At 60.2% G+C, this 21,791-nt stretch carries 18 protein-coding genes; 13 read left to right on the top strand and 5 right to left on the bottom strand.

Annotation, left to right across the window (positions count from 1 at the left end):
* Positions 1–37: 37 nt before the first annotated feature.
* The 7 genes from KDX39_RS04390 (at position 38) to KDX39_RS04360 (ending at position 7,846) form a co-directional block, all read left to right on the top strand.
* Entirely contained in the window at positions 38–1,063 is a 1,026-nt protein-coding gene (locus tag KDX39_RS04390) for an ion channel (protein WP_210040634.1), read from the top strand.
* On the top strand, positions 1,060–1,722 hold the full coding sequence (locus tag KDX39_RS04385) for a YjfK family protein (protein ID WP_231659518.1): 663 nt from the start codon (positions 1,060–1,062) through the stop codon (positions 1,720–1,722). The genes KDX39_RS04390 and KDX39_RS04385 overlap by 4 nt, the downstream gene beginning before the upstream one ends.
* A 13-nt stretch (positions 1,723–1,735) precedes the next feature.
* Positions 1,736–2,161, top strand: a complete 426-nt coding sequence (locus KDX39_RS04380; RefSeq protein WP_184319287.1) for a DUF350 domain-containing protein — start codon at positions 1,736–1,738, stop codon at positions 2,159–2,161.
* Between the two features lie 27 nt (positions 2,162–2,188).
* On the top strand, positions 2,189–2,998 hold the full coding sequence (locus KDX39_RS04375; protein ID WP_231659517.1) for a DUF1190 domain-containing protein: 810 nt from the start codon (positions 2,189–2,191) through the stop codon (positions 2,996–2,998).
* Between the two features lie 12 nt (positions 2,999–3,010).
* Entirely contained in the window at positions 3,011–4,168 is a 1,158-nt protein-coding gene (locus tag KDX39_RS04370; protein ID WP_231659516.1) for a glutathionylspermidine synthase family protein, read from the top strand.
* 213 nt (positions 4,169–4,381) lie between these two features.
* On the top strand, positions 4,382–5,428 hold the full coding sequence (locus KDX39_RS04365) for a WD40/YVTN/BNR-like repeat-containing protein (RefSeq protein ID WP_231659515.1): 1,047 nt from the start codon (positions 4,382–4,384) through the stop codon (positions 5,426–5,428).
* A 27-nt stretch (positions 5,429–5,455) separates the two neighbouring features.
* Complete coding sequence (locus tag KDX39_RS04360; RefSeq protein WP_231659514.1) at positions 5,456–7,846, top strand: efflux RND transporter permease subunit; 2,391 nt, start codon at positions 5,456–5,458, stop codon at positions 7,844–7,846.
* Between the two features lie 206 nt (positions 7,847–8,052).
* On the opposite strand, the gene KDX39_RS04355 is transcribed toward KDX39_RS04360, so the two are convergent.
* Positions 8,053–8,766, bottom strand: a complete 714-nt coding sequence (locus KDX39_RS04355; RefSeq protein ID WP_231659513.1) for a FadR/GntR family transcriptional regulator — start codon at positions 8,764–8,766, stop codon at positions 8,053–8,055.
* Positions 8,767–8,886: 120 nt separating this feature from the next.
* Entirely contained in the window at positions 8,887–10,629 is a 1,743-nt protein-coding gene (locus tag KDX39_RS04350; RefSeq protein WP_231659512.1) for an IlvD/Edd family dehydratase, read from the bottom strand.
* Positions 10,630–10,844: 215 nt separating this feature from the next.
* Between KDX39_RS04350 and KDX39_RS04345 the strand changes: the two genes are divergently transcribed.
* The 6 genes from KDX39_RS04345 (at position 10,845) to KDX39_RS04320 (ending at position 16,029) form a co-directional block, all read left to right on the top strand.
* Entirely contained in the window at positions 10,845–12,158 is a 1,314-nt protein-coding gene (locus KDX39_RS04345) for an MFS transporter (protein WP_099228099.1), read from the top strand.
* Between the two features lie 33 nt (positions 12,159–12,191).
* On the top strand, positions 12,192–13,184 hold the full coding sequence (gene araD1 / locus KDX39_RS04340) for an AraD1 family protein (protein WP_099228101.1): 993 nt from the start codon (positions 12,192–12,194) through the stop codon (positions 13,182–13,184).
* A 254-nt stretch (positions 13,185–13,438) separates the two neighbouring features.
* On the top strand, positions 13,439–13,723 hold the full coding sequence (locus KDX39_RS04335) for a DUF5629 family protein (RefSeq protein ID WP_231659511.1): 285 nt from the start codon (positions 13,439–13,441) through the stop codon (positions 13,721–13,723).
* A gap of 112 nt (positions 13,724–13,835) precedes the next feature.
* Positions 13,836–14,378, top strand: a complete 543-nt coding sequence (locus KDX39_RS04330) for a hypothetical protein (protein ID WP_231659510.1) — start codon at positions 13,836–13,838, stop codon at positions 14,376–14,378.
* A 108-nt stretch (positions 14,379–14,486) separates the two neighbouring features.
* The gene (locus KDX39_RS04325) at positions 14,487–15,659 is read left to right on the top strand and encodes a lactonase family protein (RefSeq protein ID WP_231659509.1); all 1,173 of its coding nucleotides are present in this window, start codon (positions 14,487–14,489) and stop codon (positions 15,657–15,659) included.
* Between the two features lie 187 nt (positions 15,660–15,846).
* The gene (locus KDX39_RS04320; protein WP_099228107.1) at positions 15,847–16,029 is read left to right on the top strand and encodes a hypothetical protein; all 183 of its coding nucleotides are present in this window, start codon (positions 15,847–15,849) and stop codon (positions 16,027–16,029) included.
* Between the two features lie 246 nt (positions 16,030–16,275).
* Here KDX39_RS04320 and KDX39_RS04315 read toward each other — a convergent pair whose 3' ends face one another.
* The 3 genes from KDX39_RS04315 to KDX39_RS04305 are packed head-to-tail and all read right to left on the bottom strand — an operon-like array spanning position 16,276 to position 21,760.
* A complete protein-coding gene (locus KDX39_RS04315) occupies positions 16,276–16,875 on the bottom strand; it encodes a glutathione S-transferase (protein ID WP_231659508.1) in 600 nt (199 codons plus the stop codon).
* Complete coding sequence (locus KDX39_RS04310; RefSeq protein ID WP_231659507.1) at positions 16,872–20,519, bottom strand: AAA family ATPase; 3,648 nt, start codon at positions 20,517–20,519, stop codon at positions 16,872–16,874. Before KDX39_RS04310 ends, KDX39_RS04315 begins: the two co-directional genes overlap by 4 nt.
* Positions 20,516–21,760: an exonuclease SbcCD subunit D C-terminal domain-containing protein gene (locus KDX39_RS04305; RefSeq protein WP_184319311.1), complete on the bottom strand. Its 1,245-nt coding sequence runs from the start codon at positions 21,758–21,760 to the stop codon at positions 20,516–20,518. The genes KDX39_RS04310 and KDX39_RS04305 overlap by 4 nt, the downstream gene beginning before the upstream one ends.
* Positions 21,761–21,791 lie beyond the last annotated feature (31 nt).

Raw genomic sequence — 21,791 nt, 5'->3', positions numbered from 1 at the left:
CCGTCTGGAAGGGAACCTGAATCATGGATTTGCACGCATGACCCTGCTGCTGTTACTTCGGCGCCACGCCTCGGTGTTCTTCGAACGATTCGGCTGGGCCGGCATTGGCGTCCTGCTGTTGACGCACTACATCGTCTCCTGGCTGCTGCTGACGCTGGCGGGCGAAGAACATCTGGTTCAGGGTGTCGATTTCACTTACTTCTACCTCACTACCGCGACCACGGTCGGGTACGGCGACCTGTCGCCCAAAACCGGGTGGGGCAAGCTCATTACCACCACCTGGATCATGCTGGGCGGTATCGCCCTGCTGACGACCGTCATTGGCAAGGCGTCGACTTCGGTCGGTGACATCTGGAGAAGAAACATGAAAGGACAGGGCGACTGCTCGGCTCTCACCGGCCATACCGTACTCGTCGGCTGGGACGGTGAAACCAGCGAACGCATCGTCGAACTGCTGGGCCAGGACACCTCCACCAGCCGCACAGGGTTGGTGATCTGTGATTCGATCATCACCGAAAACCCGATGCCGGGCCGCGCCTCGTTCATCAAGGGCGATTCACTGGACTCGCCAGCCGTGCTGCTGCGCGCCGGAGCCATAGGCGCGCAACGGATTCTGGTGCACACCCAGTCCGACAGCCTGACCCTGGCAATCGTGCTGACCCTCAAGAGCCTCGGGCCGACCGGACATGTCGTGGCGCATTTCAACAATTCCGAACGGGCTGCACTGGCCAGAACCTATGCACCCGAACTGGAATGTACCTCGAACATGGCCATCGAAATGCTGGTCCGCTCGTCTCAGGACCCGGGTTCCAGTTCGGTGATCACCGAACTGTTGTGCATCGGCGAGGGTGCCACGCAGTTCCGCCATGTGCTGCCCAACGACTACACCTCATCCTGCGGCGACCTGTACATGCGCCTGCGTCAGGATTTCAACGCCACGCTGATCGGTTACAGAGCTGGCGCCGTGGCGCAGTTTCAGATCAATCCCGCCAATGACGTGCCTGTTCGCGGCGGGGAAATTTTCTACATTGCCTCCAGTCGGCTTCAAGGAGATGCACTATGAGTTGGTTCAAACGTGCCATGGGGCTGGAAGCGCCCAAGACGTCGGTCAGTGCCAACGGATCGACGGGTTTTTCCAGCCCTCTGGGCCTGGCGTCCGGGCGCATGCTGTGCCTGGACAGTTCGCTGAAGATGCTGCTCGACGGGCATTCCTATGTGGTCATTCCAGGGGACGAAAAGGTCTGGTCGGTCGGTCGTATCGATCTTGGCCAGTCCATGGCGCTTCAGCGTTTCTATCTGGATAACGAAGACTATTTCCTGCAGGTGGTCACCAATGGCCCCGCGCCTGAAGATATTCAGGACATCATCCTGTTCGGCTATTACAGTGCCTCGCCGATCACCAGCAAGGACGAGTTGCTGCGCCTGACCGGACCTGCGTCGAAGATCGGACTGCCGACCTACGAGCACGAAGGTGAAGTGTTCGAAAGACAATGGGGAACCGAAACCGGACAGACCGAACTGACGCCGCTGGACGAAGACGTCGTCAGCCCTGACGGTGCCTATCGTGTCAAACACCTGAGCATGCTGTACGCCCGCGAAACAGGCCTGATCAATCGTCGGGAGTTCCTGCTGTTCTCGGTCGAGGAAGACGAGGAGGGTGAGATCACCCTCACCACGGCGGTTGGCGTGACGCTGCAATCCACTGATATCAACGTTCTATGACAAGGAAATCCTCATGATCGACGCGCTTCGTATGTCGCTCAACGCCACTGCGGTGTTCGGTTTTGTGATGTACATCCTGGTGGCGGCCATCCTGTTCGCCCTGTTCCAGTTCATTTACAGCCGCATCACGCCGCACAAGGAATTCGCGCTGATCCGTGAGAACAACAGCGCCGCCGCATTGGCGCTGGGGGGGTCGCTGATCGGTTTCGCGCTGCCAGCCAGCAATATCATCACCTACAGCATCAGCATTCTGGACGTGATCGTCTGGGTGGTAATCGCCGCGGTGGTGCAACTGGCCGCTTTTGGCGTAACCAGCATGGTGCTCAAAGGGCTGTCGACGCGCATTGCCAAGGGCGAAACAGCTGCAGCAATCTATTCGGCCAGCGTTGCGATCAGTGTCGGTCTCCTCAACGCAGCCTGCATGACCCCCTCGGTCTGACAGCAGCGACGGTCAAGGAGATTATCGATGAGACGCAGTTCAGTAAAATGGGTGCTTGTCAGCACGCTGCCTCTGGCCATTTCCGGCTGTGGCGCTGCAGACGAGGAGCCCAACTTCACGGCACGGGCCAGCTTCAAATCGGTTCAGGAATGCACCGAATCCAAGGTTCCGGTCGATGTTTGCTCGGACGCCTTCATGAAGGCGATGTCGGACCACCGGGCCATTGCCCCGGTCTATGATGACAAGGCTTCGTGTGATGCTGATTTTATCCCGGACTACTGCCAGGTCACTTCCGACGGTAAGTACATGCCCAAAATGGGCGGGTTCGAACTGGGGTTCGAAGGTAATGTGCCCAAGGATGCTCTGGAACGGGCCCAGCAGGAGGTCGCTCAGTCTGCGCCGCCCGGTATGAGCGGTACAACAGGCCTGCTGACCGGCCTGCTGATCGGCAACCTGATGAGCAACGGCTTTGGCGGCGGCAGCCGTTACTACTCGCAGCCTATCTACCAGACACGCGATGACCGCAGCTCGGGTTCGTTCGGTTACTACGGATCGTCTTTGCCGAGCCAGATGGAGCGCGGCAAGACCTTCGGCGGTTCGACCCAGGCACGCTCAGGCTCCGGCAGTTACGACAGGAACACGCTGGGTCGCAGTCTGGGCGGCTCCGGATCGGGTTCAGGTTCAGGTTCGAGCTCGGGGTCCAGCTTCGGATCACGCTCCAGTTCCGGTTCATCGGTGTCTTCGACGGTCTCGCGCGGCGGCTTCGGCAGTCAGGCGTCGGCGCGCAGCGGCTGGGGTGGCAAGAGCAGCAGTAGCAGTGGCAGTTTTGGAGGCTGACGGATCCGGCCCATGAAAAAGATCAGCATCGAAGAACGACCTGACTGGCAAGCGACCGTCGAGCGGGAAGGATTCAACTTCCACACCATCGACGGCGAACGCTACTGGGATGAGCGCGGGTATTACCTGTTCACCGAACAGCAGATTACCCGCGATCTGGAAGCGCCGACCCAGGAGCTGCATCAGATGTGCATGGATGCCGTGGGGCGGATCGTGGACAGCGAAGCGCTGCTGCGGCAGCTCGCCATCCCGGAGTCGTTCTTCGACCTGATCCGTACCTCATGGAAGCAAGGGCACCCGCACCTTTATGCCCGTTTTGACTTCGCCTACGATGGCATCGGTCCGGCAAAGATGTACGAAATCAATGCCGATACCCCGACCAGCCTGATGGAGGCCGGTGCCGTGCAGTTGCTGTGGCTGGAAGAGCAGATGGAGCGCGGTGTTCTGCCTGCTCATGCCACTCAGTTCAATTCCATTGCCGAGGACCTTGTGCGTGCATTCGCCGAGTTTCCTCGTCAGGGACCGTTTCATTTTTCGGCGATGTCGGGTTCCGTCGAGGACCGCGGCACCACCGATTTTCTGCGGCGGATGGCGGCTCATGTCGGCATCGACGCCCGACACATCGACATCGAAGACATCGGTCTGACCGCCGAAGGACGCTTTGTCGACCTGGAAGCGCAGCCCATCGAACGTCTGTTCAAGCTGCATGCCTGGGAGCACATCTTCCACGAGTCGTTCGGCGAATACGTAGCGGCCAGCGGCACGCAGTTCGTCGAGCCGGCCTGGAAGGCCATTCTCAGCAATAAAGGCATTCTGCCGCTGCTGTGGCAATTCAACGAAGGCCATCCCAACCTGCTGGAATCCCATGTAGATCGTGATCCTCGGCGGGCCGTACCCAAAGGCTGGGTACGCAAGCCGTATTTCTCCCGTGAAGGTGCCAATATCGAGATACGCACGCCGGGTGATCAGGTCATCGCAGTCGATGGGCCTTACACTGACGCGCCCTACATCCTACAGGCGTACTCGCCGCTGCCGCGATTCGACGACAGCTATACGCTGATCGGCTCCTGGGTGATCGGTGATCTGGCCTCGGGTATCGGCATTCGGGAGGACGACAGCCTGATCACCAAGGACTCCAGCCGTTTCCTGCCCCACGTCGTCATTGACTGACGGCGATCGACGCTTTCTGTATCAGGCTCGCTGATAGCGCATCAATCACAGTGGGTGCGCTTAACAAAAGATAACGACATGTCGATTGTCAGGCATTTGCAAAACTGCCTAGGATGGCGAGGCTTGCAAAAGGTACGGCCAGAGCGCTCGCGAGCGTTTGATACGTACGAGCGGGCCGGTGTCAGACCTGATAACAATAAGAGGGGAACGTCCATGAGTGAGCCTGTCTATCGGCGCACCCGGTTACGCGCGGGCATGTCCCTGACAATCCTGATGGCCTGCGCGGTGATTGCACCGGTCATGGCCGCGACCGATCCGGCGCCAACCGCAACCGCCAGCACGACCAGTGTTTACGCCATCGAATCGGCAAAAGCCGCCCGTGGCCTGCTGCTGGATATTGCTCACGCAGGTGCTCGACTGGTTGCGGTCGGGGACCACGGTCACATTCTTTATTCCGATGATCAGGGCAAGAGCTGGGTCCAGGCCCGCGTGCCGACGCGCCAGTTATTGACCGCCGTTTATTTTGTCGACGAACAGCACGGCTGGGCGGTGGGACACGACGCGCAGATCCTTGCCAGCAGCGACGGCGGCAAGAGCTGGAACAAGCAGTTCGAAGACCTGGCACGCGAGGCACCTTTACTGGATGTCTGGTTCAAGGACCTGCAGAACGGTCTGGCCATCGGGGCCTACGGTGCCTTGTTGACCACCACTGACGGCGGTCAGCACTGGGAAGATGTCAGCGATCGGCTGGACAACGAAGATCAATACCACCTCAACGGCATCACTCTGGTCAAGGACGCAGGGCTGTTTATCGTCGGCGAGGCTGGCAGCATGTTTCGCTCGCGTGACGAAGGACAGACCTGGGAGAAACTCGAAGGCCCGTATCAGGGCTCGCTTTTCGGGGTGATCGGCACCGCCAGTCCGTCGACGCTGCTGGCCTACGGTTTGCGCGGCAACCTTTTCCGCTCCACCGATTTCGGTGACACGTGGCAGCCCATCGAACTGCAGGGCGCGCGCGGTCCGCTGGAGTTCGGTCTGGCCAGTGCTTCGCTGCTGGCTGACGGCTCACTCGTGCTGGTCGGCAATGGCGGCAGTGTGATGCGCAGCAACGATGACGGCGAAACGTTTCAGGTCTTCAACCGCCCCGACCGGATCTCGCTGGCGGGTGTGACCTCCAATCTTCAAGGCAATCTGATTCTGGTAGGTCAGGGAGGCGTTCGCGTCGCCTCGCCAACGGGCGCCGAGACGACCCAACAATAAGACCTTTCAGGGCGGGGACATTCAGGCATGACCAATCTTCAACACACCCAGCATTCCGGCGGAAAAGAGACCTTTCTCGAGCGCCTGATCTTCAACAACCGCCCGGCCGTGATCATTCTGTGCCTGCTGGCCAGTATTTTTCTGTTCTGGCAGGCCACTCAGGTTCGCCCGTCCACCAGCTTCGAGAAGATGATCCCGCTGTCCCACCCGTTCATCCAGAACATGATGGCGCACCGCAACGATCTCGCGAACCTGGGTAACACCGTGCGCATCTCGGTGGAGGCCAGGAATGGCGACATCTTTTCCAAACAATACATGGAGACGCTGCGTCAGATCAGCGACGAGGTGTTCTACATCCCCGGCGTCGACCGTTCCGGCCTGAAATCGCTGTGGAGCCCGAGCGTGCGCTGGACCGAAGTGACAGAGGAAGGCTTTGCCGGGGGCGAAGTGATTCCGCAGAGTTACAACGGTTCGGATGAGAGCCTGGATCTGTTGCGCAACAACATACTCAAGTCCGGGCAGGTCGGGCGGTTGGTGGCCAACGATTTCAAATCCAGCATCATTGATGTGCCGTTGCAGGAGTCCTATCCGGACCCGGCAGATCAGGGCAAGTTGCTGGCGCTGGACTACCAGCAGTTCTCGCACCAGCTTGAAGAGAAGATCCGCGACAAGTACGAAGCACAGAACCCCGACATCAAGATTCACATCGTCGGTTTCGCCAAGAAGGTCGGTGATCTGATCGACGGTCTTTTCATGGTGGTGATGTTCTTCGGCATCGCCTTTCTGATCACGCTTGTGCTGCTGATCTGGTTCACACGCTGCATTCGCAGCACCATCGCCGTACTGATCACCACGCTGATCGCGGTGATCTGGCAACTGGGGCTGATGCATGTCGTAGGGTTCGGCATAGATCCGTACTCGATGCTGGTGCCGTTCCTGATCTTTGCCATCGGCATTTCCCATGGCGTGCAGAAGATCAACGGTATCGCCTTGCAATCCAGCGATGCCGAAAACGCGTTGATGGCGGCAAGGCGCACCTTCCGTCAATTGTTCCTGCCCGGCATGATCGCGATTCTGGCCGACGCCGTGGGCTTCATCACGCTGCTGATCATTGATATCGGTGTGATTCGCGAGCTGGCCATCGGGGCTTCCATCGGTGTGGCGGTGATCGTGTTCACCAACCTGATCCTGCTGCCGGTGGCGATCTCGTACGCAGGCATCAGCAAACGGGCCATCAATCGCAGCAAACAGGATGCGGTGTCCGAGCATCCGTTCTGGCGATTGCTGTCCAACTTTGCCAGCGCAAAGGTTGCGCCGGTCTCCATTGTGCTGGCGCTGCTCGCCTTCGGCGGCGGCCTCTGGTACAGCCAGAACCTGAAAATCGGCGACCTGGATCAGGGCGCGCCGGAGCTGCGTCCCGATTCACGCTACAACAAGGACAACGCGTTCATCATCAATCACTACTCGACCAGTTCGGACGTGCTGGTGGTGATGGTCAAGACGCCACCTGAAGGCTGTTCGGCCTATCCGACCATGTCGGCGATCAACGAGCTGGCCTGGAAAATGGAGAACACCCAGGGCGTGCAGTCCGCCATCTCGCTGGTGACGGTTTCCAGGCAGGTCATCAAGGGCATGAACGAGGGCAACCTGAAATGGGAAACCCTGTCGCGCAATAAGGACGTGCTCAACAACTCCATCGCCCGCGCCGACGGTCTGTACAACAACACCTGTTCGCTGGCGCCCCTGCTGGTGTTTCTCAACGACCACAAGGCTGAAACCCTCGACCGGGCGGTGCACGCGGTGCAGGACTTCGCCAGGGAGAACGACCGCCCGGACATGCAGTTCCTGCTGGCGGCGGGCAATGCCGGTATCGAAGCGGCGACCAACGAAGTGATCAAGAAGTCCGAGCTGACCATTCTGATTCTGGTCTACATCTGCGTGGCCGCCATGTGCATGATCACCTTCCGCTCCTGGGCGGCGACGCTGTGCATCGTGTTGCCGCTGGTCCTGACTTCGGTGCTGGGCAACGCGCTGATGGCGTTCATGGGCATTGGCGTGAAGGTCGCGACCCTGCCGGTGGTGGCGCTGGGTGTAGGGATCGGCGTCGATTACGGTATCTACATCTACAGCCGTCTCGAGAGTTTCCTGCGCGCCGGACTGCCGTTGCAGGAAGCCTATTACGAAACCCTCAAGTCCACGGGCAAGGCGGTGCTGTTTACCGGTCTGTGCCTGGCAATTGGCGTGTGCACCTGGATCTTCTCGGCGATCAAGTTCCAGGCCGATATGGGGCTGATGCTGACCTTCATGTTGCTCTGGAACATGTTCGGCGCGCTGTGGCTCTTGCCAGCGCTGGCGCGGTTCCTGATCAAGCCGGAGAAAATGGCCGGGAAGGTGGGCAATTCACTGTTTTCGCATTGATACGTCGGTGTGCCCACACTGCGCGCTCAGTGTGTACGGGCCTGCGTAATAAATGCAAAAAACGTGAGAGGCGGCTTGCCGGCGATGCTTGTTTTCAGTCGATTCATCAGTGACTGATCTGACGCTTTCGCCGGCAAGCCGCCTCCCACAGGTTCTGCGCTCAACCGGCCGCTAGCTGCCTGGCCCTGTTCTGCGCACGGCGTGGATCAAACCCCGCCCAGCACCACGCTCAGTGCATTGCGCGCATCGTCCAGTTGCACCAGCGAGGCGTGGCGGGCGGCAAGGGCGTCGCGGTTCTGGATGGCGGTGAGGATGGCCTTGTGACGTGGCATGGCCAATTCATGCAGGTTAGGCCGCTTGTTCGAGTACTTCAGCGCTTCACGCAATGCCAGCGACAGCATGTTGCACAGGTGAGCCAGCAGATCGTTGTGGGTGGCGTCGGCGATACGGCTGTGGAAATCCAGGTCCGGTTGCAGCAGGTCTTCCGGCGTCGGGGCCGCTTCCATGCGCTGATACGCTTCATGGATCGACTCGATTTCCTCATCCGTCGCGTGCTGCGCTGCCAACGCCGCAACAGCGGGTTCGATCACCGCACGCACGCTGGTCAGCAGGTTGAAGAACTCATTCTGCGGCGAGCTCTGCATCACCCAGTGCAATACATCCGGGTCCAGCAGGTGCCATTCGCGCCGTTCCTTGACCACCGTGCCGACGCGCGGCCTTGAATAGACTAGCCCCTTGGCAACCAATACCCGTGTGGCTTCACGCAGCACCGGACGGCTAACGGCGTACTCTTCGCAGAGCAGCGCCTCGGCAGGCAGTTTTTCGTCAGGTTTGAAACGACCGGATACGATCTGCATGCCCAGTTCCTGGACAATGCGCGCGTGCATGCTTTTACGGTCTGAAGGCTTTCGGTAGTCCATGGGAACGTGCGTCGATCCTGGCGGTGAGTGCCGCGCATCATAACACTGCGCATCGCCCAAGGCGGCCGCCCGTGTGAGGGCCGCCGCTGCTCAGGACATAGCGTTCAGGTCGGAGAGCGACTAGTGAGAATGCCTCGGCACTTCAGAGCCGCGGCTGCCGATCAGGAAGTCGAAATCGCAGCCCTGATCCGCTTGCATGACGTGATCGATATACAGCTGGCGATAGCCACCCAGCAGCAACTGAGGTGGCGCCTGCCAGTCGGCCAGGCGCGCCGCCAGTTCCGCTTCAGGAATGTCCAGGTGCAGACGGCCGCTGGCGCAGTCCAGTTCTATCCAGTCGCCTTCCTTCACCACCGCCAGCGGTCCGCCTGCCGCTGCTTCCGGTGCCACATGCAGGACCACGGTGCCGTAGGCCGTGCCGCTCATGCGGGCATCGGAAATCCGCACCATGTCGGTCACGCCCTGAGCCAGCAGCTTGGCCGGAAGCCCCATGTTGCCGACCTCGGCCATGCCTGGATAACCCTTGGGCCCGCAGTTCTTGAGGACCATGACGGAGGTTGCATCGATGTCCAGATCCGGATCGTTGATGCGGGCCTTGTACATCTCGAAGTTCTCGAACACCACGGCGCGACCGCGATGCTGCATCAGCGCAGGTGTTGCAGCGGAAGGCTTGAGCACCGCGCCCAGTGGTGCGAGGTTGCCGCGCAGCACGCAGATGCCGCCATCGGCGCGGATCGGGTTGTCCAGCGCACGGATAACCTGATCTTCGCCATAGATCGGCGAGTTGCAGGTGTTCTCGGCAATGCTTTTACCGTTGACGGTCAATGCGTCAGGGTTGGGCAGCAGTCCGGCCTCGTTCATGCGTCGCAGTACGGCGGGCAGGCCGCCCGCGTAGTAGAACTCTTCCATCAGGAAGCGCCCGGACGGTTGCAGGTCGACGATGGTCGGCATGCCGCGACCAACGCGGGTCCAGTCATCCAGCTCCAGGTCGACACCGATGCGTCCGGCAATGGCTTTCAGGTGGATCACGGCATTGGTCGAGCCACCAATGGCAGCGTTGATCCGGATCGCGTTCTCGAACGCGGCCTTGGTAAGAATCTTTGACAGACGCAGGTCTTCGCGAACCATATCCACGGCGCGCATGCCGGACATGTGCGCGAGCACATAGCGTCGTGAGTCCACCGCCGGAATCGCTGCGTTGTGCGGCAGCGAAGTGCCCAGCGCTTCGGCCATGCAGGCCATGGTGGAAGCGGTGCCCATGGTGTTGCAGGTGCCTGCCGAGCGGGACATGCCAGCTTCGGCGGACAGGAATTCATCCAGGCTGATCGTGCCGGCTTTGTAGGATTCATGCATCTGCCAGACGATAGTGCCGGCGCCGATGTCCTTGCCTTCATGCTTGCCGTTGAGCATCGGCCCGCCGGTCACGACGATGGCCGGAATGTCGCAACTGGCCGCGCCCATCAGCAGGGCAGGCGTTGTCTTGTCGCAGCCAGTCAGCAACACAACGCCATCGATCGGATTGCCGCGAATCGCTTCTTCGACGTCCATGCTCGCCAGGTTGCGAGTGAACATCGCGGTAGGGCGCAGGTTGGATTCACCGTTGGAGAACACCGGGAATTCAACCGGCCAGCCACCGGCCTCAATCACGCCGCGTTTGACGTGTTCGGCAATCTGACGGAAGTGGGCGTTGCAGGGCGTCAGTTCGGACCAGGTATTGCAAATGCCGATGATCGGCTTGCCTTGAAACTGATGGTCGGCGATGCCCTGATTCTTCATCCAGCTGCGGTACATGAAGCCGTTTTTGTCGGCAGTGCCAAACCACTGGGCAGAACGGAGGGTCGGTTTTTTATCGGAGTCAGACATGATCGGCTCTCTTATTGTAAGACTTAATGTCGATGCTGCTGGCTAAGGTAAGCCTAAAAAACGCCGATTGGAAGAGTTGTCAGTTTAAATAGTATTACTATATAGTCGTTTTCAGTTGAGGGACGACCCTTGCCTCGGTGTTGCTGCATATCGGCACCCAGGTACTGAGGCGATCCCCGCAGGTTCCATAACAAAAACAATGGGAGACCGCCTTCATGAGCCAGGAACTGCGGCTTATACGCCGCATCACGTTCAAACTGATTCCCTTTCTGATCCTGCTTTACCTGATCGCCTACGTGGACCGCTCTGCCGTGGGCTTTGCCAAGCTGCACATGGGCGCTGACATCGGTATTGGCGACGCTGCCTACGGGCTGGGTGCAGGCCTGTTCTTCATCGGCTATTTCCTGCTGGAAATCCCCAGCAACCTGATGCTCGAACGCTTTGGCGCACGCCGCTGGTTCGCCCGGATCATGATCACCTGGGGCGCCATCACCATCGGCATGGCTTTCGTCCAGGGGCCGCACAGCTTCTACGTGATGCGCTTTCTGCTGGGCGCGGCCGAGGCAGGCTTCTTTCCCGGTGTGCTGTACTACATCACCCAGTGGTTTCCGGTTCGTCATCGCGGCAAGATCCTCGGCCTTTTCATCCTTTCGCAACCCATCGCCATGATGATCACCGGTCCCGTATCCGGCGGTCTGCTGGGCATGGATGGTGTTTTGGGCTTGCATGGCTGGCAGTGGCTGTTCATCGTCATCGGTACGCCTGCGATTCTGCTGACGTGGCCGGTGCTGCGCTGGCTGCCGGACGGTCCGCAGCAGGTCAACTGGATGAGTCAGGACGAGAAGGACTGGCTGACCGGCGAGCTGAAGAAGGATCTGGAAGAGTATGGCCAGACCCGTCATGGCAATCCGCTGCATGCGCTCAAGGACAAGCGTGTGCTGTTGCTGGCGCTGTTTTATCTGCCGGTGACCTTGAGCATCTATGGACTTGGCCTGTGGCTGCCGACGCTGATCAAGCAGTTCGGAGGCAGTGACCTGACCACTGGCTTCGTGTCTTCGGTGCCTTACATGTTCGGCATCATCGGCCTGCTGATCGTGCCGCGCAGTTCCGACCGCCTCAACGACCGTTATGGCCATCTGGCGGTGCTGTATGTGCTGGGTGCCCTCGGTCTGTTCTGCAGTGCCTGGCTGACGTTGCCGGTCGCGCAACTGGCGGCGTTGTGTGTCGTGGCGTTCGCGCTGTTTTCCTGCACGGCCGTGTTCTGGACCTTGCCGGGTCGTTTCTTTGCCGGTGCCAGTGCGGCGGCCGGTATCGCGTTGATCAACTCGGTCGGCAATCTGGGCGGCTATATTGGACCGTTCGTGATCGGTGCCTTGAAAGAGGTGACCGGCAGCCTGGCGTCAGGCCTGTATTTCCTGTCCGGCGTCATGGTTTTCGGCCTGGTGCTGACCGGCATCGTTTATCACGTGCTGGAGCGCAAACATGTGCTGCCAGCCTCCGAGTTTGCTGCCAGCGCCAAGGCGCGCTAGGTCCGGCTTTCCACTATCTGAAAGGAGATTTCCATGCGGTTGGTGCAATTTGAATTGAGCAACGGTGAGCGTCGGGTCGGTCTGGTGGACGGCGATCAGGTGCGTGAAGTGCAGGGCGTCGAGAGCGTGCGCGAATTGGCACTGGCGGCGATCAAGGCCGGTTCAGGGCTGGCGCAGCAGGTCGAGCAGCGAGGGGTTGGCGAAGCGCATGATTACGCGCAACTGCTGGAAGCGCTGCGCATTCTGCCGCCGCTGGATCATCCGGATCCGGCGCACCTGTTGGTCAGTGGTACAGGCCTGACGCACCTTGGCAGCGCCTCTGCACGGGACAAGATGCACCAACAGTCGGGCGACGAGTCGGCCATGACCGACACCATGCGCATCTTCAAGTGGGGCGTGGAAGGCGGCAAACCGCAAGCCGGGGAGACTGGTGTACAGCCGGAATGGTTCTACAAGGGCGACGGCAGTATTGTCGTGCGTCCGGGTGAATCGTTTTCGCTGCCGCCGTTCGCTGAAGATGGCGGGGAAGAGCCGGAGTTGAGTGGTCTGTACGTGATCGGCCATGATCACAAGCCTTACCGGCTGGGGTTCGCGATCGGCAACGAGTACTCCGACCACATCATGGAGCGCCGCAATTACCTGTACCTGGCCCACTCCAAACTGCGCGCCTGCTCGTTCGGCCCTGAGTTGCGCGTCGGCGATCTGCCGCAGAACCTGTCGGGAACCAGCAAGATATGGCGTGACGGTGAAGTGCTGTGGGAAAAGGAGTTCCTCAGCGGCGAGGCCAATATGTGCCACAGCCTGGAAAACCTTGAGTATCACCACTTCAAATACGCCCAGTTCCTGCGCCCGGGTGACGTGCACGTGCACTTCTTCGGCACCGCGACATTGTCCTTCGCCGACGGCGTACGGACTCAGCCGGGGGATAAATTCGAAATCAGCCAGGCCGAGTTCGGCAAACCGCTGGTCAACGGTCTGGCACCTGGCGAAGCGGCGTTCCAGCCGGGCGGGATTGGCAGGTTGTGAGCTGCGGGCAGCCTTGACGTTCAACGCGGCGACCATAAAACGCGAGTCGCTGGATGAATGCGTGTGAAATGTGGGCGGCGGCTTGCCGGCGATGGCGTCAGTCAAGTCGCTGACAGGTCGCCTCAGAAACAGTATCGCCGGCAAGCCACCCCACGGTCCGTTGGTCGTCACTGCCGTCGCGGTCTTCGTGAAGATCATGGCAAATCATTCAGCTATTGCCCTATCATTCGCGCTTTTGCAGGCCGGATACGCTCATGACCACTACCCCAGACACCTTGCTCGCTGCCCTTGAAGCTTCTTCGATGCTGGAAATCGACGGTCTTCACGCTTGGGATTTTTCCCTGGGTGAGGCGCTGAACGTCGAATGCATGGACGGACGCGAGCGCAAGGTATGGCGTTTCACGCTGGATCAGGTCAAGGCTGCGGTCTTCGACGACTCGCTGCAAAGCTGGGTCGTCAATGATGGCAACGCCGACCACCGTATCGTCTGCCTCGATGCCTTCACGCCTTCCGATGAAGATGACGCCGACGAAGCTTGATCCAGATCAAGTGCGCTTCACCGGTTAGCCGCTAGATTCGACGCTGTACACACTGGTTTCGCCAGTGTCGGCCCAATGGACTGGGCCGGACCAAACAAGATAGGGAGATCCAATGTCTACTCAAGGTGCGTTGAGTCGTGCACGTCTGTTGCCGACATTTCTGGGCGTCCTGCTGCTGGGGCTGGGCGTGATCATGGTCATCGGCGGCTTCAGGCTGTCGGGCCTGGGCGGTTCGTTCTACTACATGCTTTGCGGGTTCGGCTTCTCGGCCATCGGTATTCTGCTGGTAATCGGGCTGCGCTTCGCTGTCTGGCTGTTCACCCTGATGCTGTTGCTGAGCACGGTATGGGCGCTCTGGGAGGTTGGTCTGGATCGTCAGCGCCTGATGCCGCGCCTGTTCGTATGGTTTCTGGTGGGGCTGGTGCTGGTGCTGCCGGTTGCACGTCAGGCGCTCAAACCCTCGCGTCAGCGTGTTTCCGTCAGCAGCCTTGTCATCGCGTTGATCCTGGCGGGCATCACGCTCGACCCTGTCGGTCAGCTCAAGTATTTCACTCACCATACGCAGGAAATCGTGGCTACGCTGGTTCCGGGCATGGCGTTCACGTGGCTCTCATCTGCCGACACGCAGGCCCGACTCCGGCAGCCGGAAGGCTAGTCAGCGCAGATCCATTGCAGGCCCTGCAAAACTACACCCCGTTGTCAGTGTCATAGAGCTGATTGCCGCGTGACAGGCGTCATAACTTCAACAAAAAGGGATGCCCCCATGCCCCACAAAATTCTGCCTTGGCTGGCGATGGCCAGTGCCATGAGCGCTTTCACCCTGCAGGCTCAAACCATGACCGATTCCGAATTGCTGCTGGGTTCCTATACCCAGGGCGCGAGCGAGGGGATCTACCGTTTTGGCTTCGACAGCAAGACCGGCATGATCAACCCCAAGCCGCTTCAGGTGATCAAGACCGAAAACCCGTCCTGGCTGACGGTTTCCAAAGATCAGCGTTACCTGTTCGTCGTCAACGAGAACGGCCCTGGCCAGGCTGACACTGTCGGCAAGGTCAGCAGCTTCTCCATCGAACCCAAGACCTTCAAGGTTGCGCCGATCAACCAGGTGGAAACCAAAGGGGAGGAGCCGACTCACTCGAGCCTGAGCAAGGACGGCCGCTACCTGTTCGTGGCGAATTACGCTGTAAACCCGGATCCGGGCGGCGCGTTGTCAGTCATGCCGGTCGGCAAGAATGGCCAGCTGAGTGACGCCGTTCAGGTCTTGCAACTGGGCCCGGGCAGCAAGGTCAATCCGGAACGGCAGGCGTCGTCCCACGTTCATCTGGCGGTGCCAACCCCGGATGACAAGTACCTGGTAACGGCCGATCTGGGCGCCGACAAACTGTTCGTCTACCGCTACGACGCTGATCAGGCCAAACCTCTGCAGCCTGCCAGGGTGCCGACTGTACAGTTGCCAGCGGGCAGCGGCCCTCGTCATGTGCTGTTCAGCCGCGATGGCAAACATGCCTGGCTGGTGCTGGAAATGTCGGCTCAGGTGGTGGTGTTCGACTACCAGGACGGCGGCTTCAAGCAGACCCAGATCGTGGACATGAAAAACAAGGGCGTTGACCAGAAGAACGGCGGCGGTGCCTTGCACACCTCACCCGACGGCAGGTTCCTGTACGTGACCAACCGTGGCGAGGCCAATCAGGTCGTGGTGTTCCGCATCGACCCCACCAGCGGCATCCTCGAGGAAATCCAGCGTCGCACCGTCGAAGGCAAGGAGCCTCGCGAGTTCAGCTTCGACCCCAGCGGCAAGTTCATGCTGTTCGCCAATCAGAAGAGTAACCAGATCGTGACGGTACGCCGTGATCTGCAAACCGGCATTATCGGCGAAACGGTGCAGAAACTTGATGTGGATGCACCTTCTTATGTGCATTTTCTGAGCGACAAATAGGATACAAACGCTTCAGCCCGCGTAAACCGCGGGCTGAACCCGTTATCAATCCTGATGATATGAGTTAGTGCTACAAAAGATTTCTGCTGAATCACCCTCAGGCGTAAGTTTGAGTCACGGCCAAGACGGCCATAACTCAAAGCAGCACAGAAGCAGCGTGCAGCGCCGACATAGAGAGGTGACCAACATGAACTTCAATCTTTTCTCCATCATTGCTGCATCGGCTATTTCCGCATCCGTGGCACTTCCTGCCAGCGCCAGTGTTGAGGTCAGCGACAAAAAGGCTCATGCCACTCAGACCTACACACCGAAGTATCTGCAACAAAGCGCCAACTTCTACGCTGCGCTGGATCACAAGTCCGCGCAATGAAACGTGCGTGAATCCATTCCCCGTTAACGAAGGTTTCGATACCGGGGAATGGATTCGTGAACGGCAATGCTTTCGCGAGCATGTTCGCCCACACAGGTCCACGCGACCACTGCCCATTGCGTGGCAGACCCTGCATGGACTGTTACGTGAGCCTGCTCGCGAAAGCGTTGAATCCCCTTGACCCCGTTACCTCATCCGTAACGGGGATTTTTTTGTGCCGGAAAAAGACCGTCGTGGGCAGACGGTTTATTTACGCATGATCGCTTCAAACAGACCGGAATCAAGAAAGCGCTGCAGCCAGTTACGCAAGGCAGGGTAGGGACTTTGCGCACACCAGCCCGGATCGACATGACAGAACTGGCGAATGAAAGGCGCGAGGGCGATGTCAGCGAGTGTCTGTCGTTCACCCAGCAGATAAGCATCCGATTGCAGTCGATCTTCCAGCTGGCGCAGAAAGATTTCGCCCAGCGCTCTGTAATGCTCGGGAGGATGCTCCGGGTAGCGCACCGCGTACTTGTATCGGTCCAGATTCAGCTTGAAGACCTGGTCGTTTTCTTCGATCAGGTCGGCGATCTGTTGGCGCCCCGAAGGATCCTCCGCCAGCAGCCAGTCATCGGGGTCATTCTGCGCCAGTGCCCAGTGCATGATGTCCAGACTCTGTTCCAGAACACGGTCTTCCAGAATCAGCACCGGAACCGTGCCCTTGGGCGAGCGTTCGAGCATTTCCGGCGGCTTGGCCTTGAGGCTGACTTCGTGAATGTCCACCTGACAGCCAGCGTAGTGCAGCGCCATGCGAGCGCGCATAGCGTACGGGCAACGGCGGAAGGAGTAGAGCACCGGTGTCATGAGCTGCCAACTTCGATGGTGCTCAACCCGTTGCCCTGACGTCGGACCTTGATCTGCACGGGGATGCGCTCGTGCATTTCCTGAACGTGGGAAATGACGCCGACTTTGCGGCCCTGCGCCTGCAAGCCGTCCAGTGCATCCATGGCCAGTTGCAGCGACTCGGGGTCAAGGCTGCCGAAGCCTTCGTCGATGAACAGCGATTCGATACGCAAGGTACTGGAAGCCATGGAGGCCAGGCCCAGCGCCAAAGCCAGCGACACCAGAAAGGTTTCCCCGCCGGACAGCGAATGCACCGAGCGCGTCTCGTCACCCATCTCGGTGTCCAGCACCAACAGGCCAAGCATGCTGCCGCCACGTTTGAGGCGGTAGCGGCGCACGAGTTGTTTCAGTTGCGCGTTGGCGTGGTGCACCAGCAGATCGAGGTTATAGGCCTGGGCGATCTTGCGGAATTTGTCGCCTTCGGCCGAGCCGATCAGCACGGCCAGTCGAGCCCAGCGTTGGTATTCGCCGGTGGCTTCGTCGATGCGCGTCTGCAATTCACTGTTGGCGTTGCGGCGGCGCTGGTCTTCGCTCAATTGCGCGCGCAGTTCGGCACAGTGCTGCTCGCTCAGTGCCGTCTGTTCCTGAGCCTGCAACAGCGCGACATTCAACGCGTCGCTGTCGGTCAGGTCCGCATGTTGCGCCTGATGCTGCTGCACACGCTGCTCGCGCTCATTGAGCAGAATTCGCGCCTGCTCCAGAGCTTTCTCGGCCGTGTGTTTCTGCTGACGCAACTGTTCGACCTGCTCGTCATCGTAGGTCAGGAGGGTGTCCAGCGCTGCATCGTCCAGTTCTGCGTGCTGACTGCGCCAGTCGGTGAGGGTGGCGTCCAACTCCGTCAGTTCCTGATGCAAGGCCTGATGCTGTTGCTCGCCTGACTTGAGTTCGGCCGCCAGCTGGATCAGTTGGCTCTGGATATCCTGCAGGGATTGGGCGGCCGAGCTTTCGGCCTGACGGGCCTGCTCGACGGCGTGTTCCAGCGTCTGTTGCCACTGTTCGGCGCTGGTGTGGTTGCCCAGCAGATCCTGTAACCGTTGCTGACTGGCCTGCTGCTGTTCGCCGAGAGCGGTCACGGCTTGCAGCTGTTCTGTAACGCGCTGCAGGCGGTTCTTCTGCTCGACCTGTTCGCTGTCGATGCGTTGCTGACGTTCACGCTGTTCCTGCTGTTCTTCGCCTTGCTGCTCCAGTTGATCGAGGCGCTGCACCACTTGCTGCTCAAGTTGCATCACGGTGCTCGAGGCATCGCTACGCAGCCCATCCAGAGTCTGCGAAGACACCAGCGGCGCGAGTGCGGCCAGTTCTTCGTCCAGACGCTGCTGATCGGCGCTCAGTTGCTGGAGCTGTTCAGTCACGTGATGAGCCGCGGCCTGACTGGCTTCTTGCGCCGTCTGTACCGACTGTTGCAGGCGTGCGGCATCTTTCTGCAAGGTGAGCAGGGCTTGCTGACGCTGCTCGTCGCGCTGGATGATTTCGTTCAAGTGGCTGAGTTGCTGGCTCAGCCAGGCATCACGTTTGACGGGGTCGCGGTCCAGCAACTGGACGCCGAGCGGATGGGCTTCCAGGTCCGGGGCCAAAGCCTGATGACGTTGCGTCAGATGATCATGCTGGCGTAGCAGTTCCTTTTGCCGGGCGATGATACCGCCGACCTGCTCGCGCAACCGGTTGCGCTGTTCGGTCAGGATGTCGACGGCCTTTTGTGCGCCGGCCTGCTCATCTTCGTCGTGTCGGGTCAGGCTTTGCAGCAAGGCTTCCGGTTTATGCCAGGGATGCTCGGCACTGCCGCAGACCGGGCAGGGCTGATCATCCTGCAACTGGGCGCGCAGTTCTTCGACACTGGCGCTGCGGGCCAGACGCTGACGCTCCAGCAATTGGCGTGTCACGGTCAGGGTCTGTTCTGCGACGGCCAGTTCGTCCTTGACCTTGATGCCTTGGGTAACCAATACCTCGCGTTCCTGCTGGGCATCCTGTTGCTGACGAGTCAGCTCCTGCAATTGATGTTCAATGTCCTGCTGGCTGGCCCACAGACGCGTCAACTCTTCGAAAGCGCGCTGTTGCTTGCGGTTGTCCTGCAACAGGCTGCCGAGAATCTGCAGTTGTTCGGTGACGGCAGCGACTTCGCAGTCGGCCTCGCGGTACAGCAATTCCAGCGTGCTGCGTTGCGCTGTCAGTTGTTGCTCGGCCTCGCTGGCGCGCTGTTGCAGCGCAGGCAACTCGTGGTTGCCGTGCTTGAGGCGATTGGCGGTGAGCGTCAGGGTTTTCAGGCGGTCGCGCCACGCGTTCCAGCCTTGGGCCAGTGGCGCCAGATCGCTGCTGTTCGCCAATTGCTCGGCAATGCGCTCAAGGCGCCGGGCAACCTGCTGTTGCTGGTCGAGCAGCATTTGCAGAGCGGTCTGGCCCTGGTTGCAGAGGTGCTCGGCCTGCTGATGCTGTTCCGACGCCTTGCCCAATTCCTGCGCCAACCGGTTCAAGGTACTTTGCGCGTCGAAGGCCTGCTGCAACAGCGGTTTGGCGACGTTGTGCGCCTGCTGGGCGTCCTGCAACCGAACCTGCGCCTGGCTGCGTTGATCGTGCAACTGCTGCTGGCCGGTCTGCAGCGTGATCTGTTGTTCGCGGTGCTGGCGAATCTGTTCGGCCAGTGGCGCGAGCTGCGCGTTCAGAGTGATCCGGCGTGCGAAACGATGCCGTTGCGGACCGAGACGTTCAAGTTGCCCCAGTGTCTGACGCTGACTGCTCTGATCGTCCCACACCTGCTGCGCGGCGGTCAGGCTTTCCCGAGCGGCAAGTTGTTCGTCGCGCAGCCGATGCAGCTCGGTCAGCCATTGCTGCCGCAGTTCCAGTTGGCGTTGCTGAGCCTGATGAAGCTTGAGCTGCTGTCCGGCCTCGCTCATGCGCTGCTCGAGTTCGGCAAGCTGCTCGGGATCCAGCGGGCTGAGATGACTGGCCTGAGCGGTCAGGGTCTTGAGCGCTTCTTCGGCTTCCTTGCTCTTGCTGTAGGCGCGGCGTCCGAGCTGGCTGTAGATCGCTGTATTGGTCAGCTTCTCCAGCAGTTCGCTGCGTTCCTTGTCGTCGGCCTTGAGGAAGGCGCTGAACTCGCTCTGGGCGAGCATCACGGCGCGGGTGAACTGTTCGAAATTGAGGCCCAGACGGCTCTCGATCAGTTGTTCGAATTCGCGTTTGCTCTGATTGCTGAGGATTTGCTCGCTGTCCAGGTCCGTCAGCGTCTGGCGGCTGGCCTGAAGTTTCTTCGCAGCGTTGTCCCGCGCGCGGTTGGTTTCCCAGCGCGCCCGATAGCGGCGCTGGTCGATACCGATGAAATCCACTTCGGCATAGCCGCTGCCGGTGCCACGACGCAGCAGGGTGCGTGGATCACTGGTGGTGATGTCGCCGTCGATGTCCGGAACTTTCGACTGACCGATGTTGCTCAACCGCGGAATGGCGCCGAACAGCGCCAGACACAACGCATCAAGCAGCGTGCTCTTGCCCGCACCGGTCGGGCCGGTGATGGCGAACAGACCGGCGCTGGCCAGGGGTTCTGCGGTGAAGTCCAGTTCGAACGGGCCGGCCAGAGAGGCCAGGTTTTTCAGGCGAATGGCGAGGATTTTCATGGCTGTTCGCTCTCCTGCTGCACTTCACGCAACAGTGTGGCGAAGTCGGTCAGGGTCTGTTCATCCACCTCGCTGCCGAAATTGTCCTGCCAGGCGCGGCTGAACAGTTCCTGAGGGCTGAGCTGATCCAGTTCGATCAGTGCGGCATCCTCATCACTGCCGTCGGCGCTGCCCTTGCCTGCGTATTCGGCACCGATGCGCACCAGCCGCACGGCCTTGCCTTGCAGGGCGGTTTCGATCTGGTTGCGCAGGTCCGGCTGCGGCTCGTCGAGGCGCACGCGCACTTCCAGCCATGGCTGTCGGTCCGGGTCGGCCAGCAGGTCGACGTTGGGCAGTTCCTTGAGCTGTACCAGCAATTCAGCGAGCGGCGCAGGGCCCAAGCGTTGCAGGTTGACGGCACGTGGAATCAGGCAGGTATCGACGCTGGTCAGGGTTTCACCGTCGCAGTTGATTTCCAGGATCTGGTGCTGATAGCCGATCTCCGAGAATGACAACGGAATCGGCGAGCCGCTGTAGCGGATGCGTTCTTCACCGTTGACCCGTTGCGGCTTGTGCAGATGGCCGAGGGCGACGTAGGTAATGCTGGGTCCGAACAGGCTGGCGGGCAGGGCTTCGGCATTGCCGATGATCAGGCTGCGTTCGGAGTCCTCGGACACCGAACCACCAGCCATGTGCGCATGGCTCACGGCAATCAGCGCCTGACCCGGCTGTCGCTTGAGGTTGGCGGCTTCGATCAGGCGCTCGTGAACCCGGGCAATGCCTTTCAGGTAATCGTCGCCCAGCGTCGGACCTGTGACTTCGGCGGGGCGCAGGAACGGCAGCGCCAGGCACCATGCGCGGACCTGGCCTTCGGCGTCGGGCAGAGGCAGCAGCAGCCGCTCGGCATCCAGCACGCCTTCATCCAGCCACAACACCCGGCCGAGCGCGTGGGTGCGCAGACGACGCATCAGCGGCGCGGGCAATTCGATGCGCGAGCCTGAGTCGTGGTTACCGGCGATCATGACGATGGTCAGAAGCGGATTCTGTTCGTGGGCGTTGACGATGAAGTCGTACAGCCGCTCCTGGGCTTTGACCGGCGGGTTGACGGTGTCGAAAATGTCGCCCGCGATCAACAGCACATCAGGCTGGCGCTCGGCCAGACGGGCCAGCAGCCAGGTCAGAAAGCAGGCGTGTTCGAAATCGCGCTCCTGACCGTGAAGGTTCTGACCCAGATGCCAGTCGGAAGTGTGGAACAGACGCATTGAATTACCTTGTCGTGAAGAGGTGTGCCCG

It is taken from the genome of Pseudomonas sp. CDFA 610, assembly GCF_021147865.1.
GTDB lineage: Bacteria > Pseudomonadota > Gammaproteobacteria > Pseudomonadales > Pseudomonadaceae > Aquipseudomonas > Aquipseudomonas alliivorans.
Note: the sequence above shows the minus strand (reverse complement) of the source record. Positions and strands in the feature narration are given on the sequence as shown.

Excerpts from the sequence above, each read along its gene's own strand:
- KDX39_RS04390 (WP_210040634.1), top strand. The coding sequence starts at position 38 with ATGACCCTGCTGCTGTTACTTCGGCGCCACGCCTCGGTGTTCTTCGAA.
- KDX39_RS04385 (WP_231659518.1), top strand. The coding sequence starts at position 1,060 with ATGAGTTGGTTCAAACGTGCCATGGGGCTGGAAGCGCCCAAGACGTCG.
- KDX39_RS04380 (WP_184319287.1), top strand. The coding sequence starts at position 1,736 with ATGATCGACGCGCTTCGTATGTCGCTCAACGCCACTGCGGTGTTCGGT.
- KDX39_RS04375 (WP_231659517.1), top strand. The coding sequence starts at position 2,189 with ATGAGACGCAGTTCAGTAAAATGGGTGCTTGTCAGCACGCTGCCTCTG.
- KDX39_RS04370 (WP_231659516.1), top strand. The coding sequence starts at position 3,011 with ATGAAAAAGATCAGCATCGAAGAACGACCTGACTGGCAAGCGACCGTC.
- KDX39_RS04365 (WP_231659515.1), top strand. The coding sequence starts at position 4,382 with ATGAGTGAGCCTGTCTATCGGCGCACCCGGTTACGCGCGGGCATGTCC.
- KDX39_RS04360 (WP_231659514.1), top strand. The coding sequence starts at position 5,456 with ATGACCAATCTTCAACACACCCAGCATTCCGGCGGAAAAGAGACCTTT.
- KDX39_RS04355 (WP_231659513.1), bottom strand. The coding sequence starts at position 8,766 with ATGGACTACCGAAAGCCTTCAGACCGTAAAAGCATGCACGCGCGCATT.
- KDX39_RS04350 (WP_231659512.1), bottom strand. The coding sequence starts at position 10,629 with ATGTCTGACTCCGATAAAAAACCGACCCTCCGTTCTGCCCAGTGGTTT.
- KDX39_RS04345 (WP_099228099.1), top strand. The coding sequence starts at position 10,845 with ATGAGCCAGGAACTGCGGCTTATACGCCGCATCACGTTCAAACTGATT.
- araD1 (WP_099228101.1), top strand. The coding sequence starts at position 12,192 with ATGCGGTTGGTGCAATTTGAATTGAGCAACGGTGAGCGTCGGGTCGGT.
- KDX39_RS04335 (WP_231659511.1), top strand. The coding sequence starts at position 13,439 with ATGACCACTACCCCAGACACCTTGCTCGCTGCCCTTGAAGCTTCTTCG.
- KDX39_RS04330 (WP_231659510.1), top strand. The coding sequence starts at position 13,836 with ATGTCTACTCAAGGTGCGTTGAGTCGTGCACGTCTGTTGCCGACATTT.
- KDX39_RS04325 (WP_231659509.1), top strand. The coding sequence starts at position 14,487 with ATGCCCCACAAAATTCTGCCTTGGCTGGCGATGGCCAGTGCCATGAGC.
- KDX39_RS04320 (WP_099228107.1), top strand. The coding sequence starts at position 15,847 with ATGAACTTCAATCTTTTCTCCATCATTGCTGCATCGGCTATTTCCGCA.
- KDX39_RS04315 (WP_231659508.1), bottom strand. The coding sequence starts at position 16,875 with ATGACACCGGTGCTCTACTCCTTCCGCCGTTGCCCGTACGCTATGCGC.
- KDX39_RS04310 (WP_231659507.1), bottom strand. The coding sequence starts at position 20,519 with ATGAAAATCCTCGCCATTCGCCTGAAAAACCTGGCCTCTCTGGCCGGC.
- KDX39_RS04305 (WP_184319311.1), bottom strand. The coding sequence starts at position 21,760 with ATGCGTCTGTTCCACACTTCCGACTGGCATCTGGGTCAGAACCTTCAC.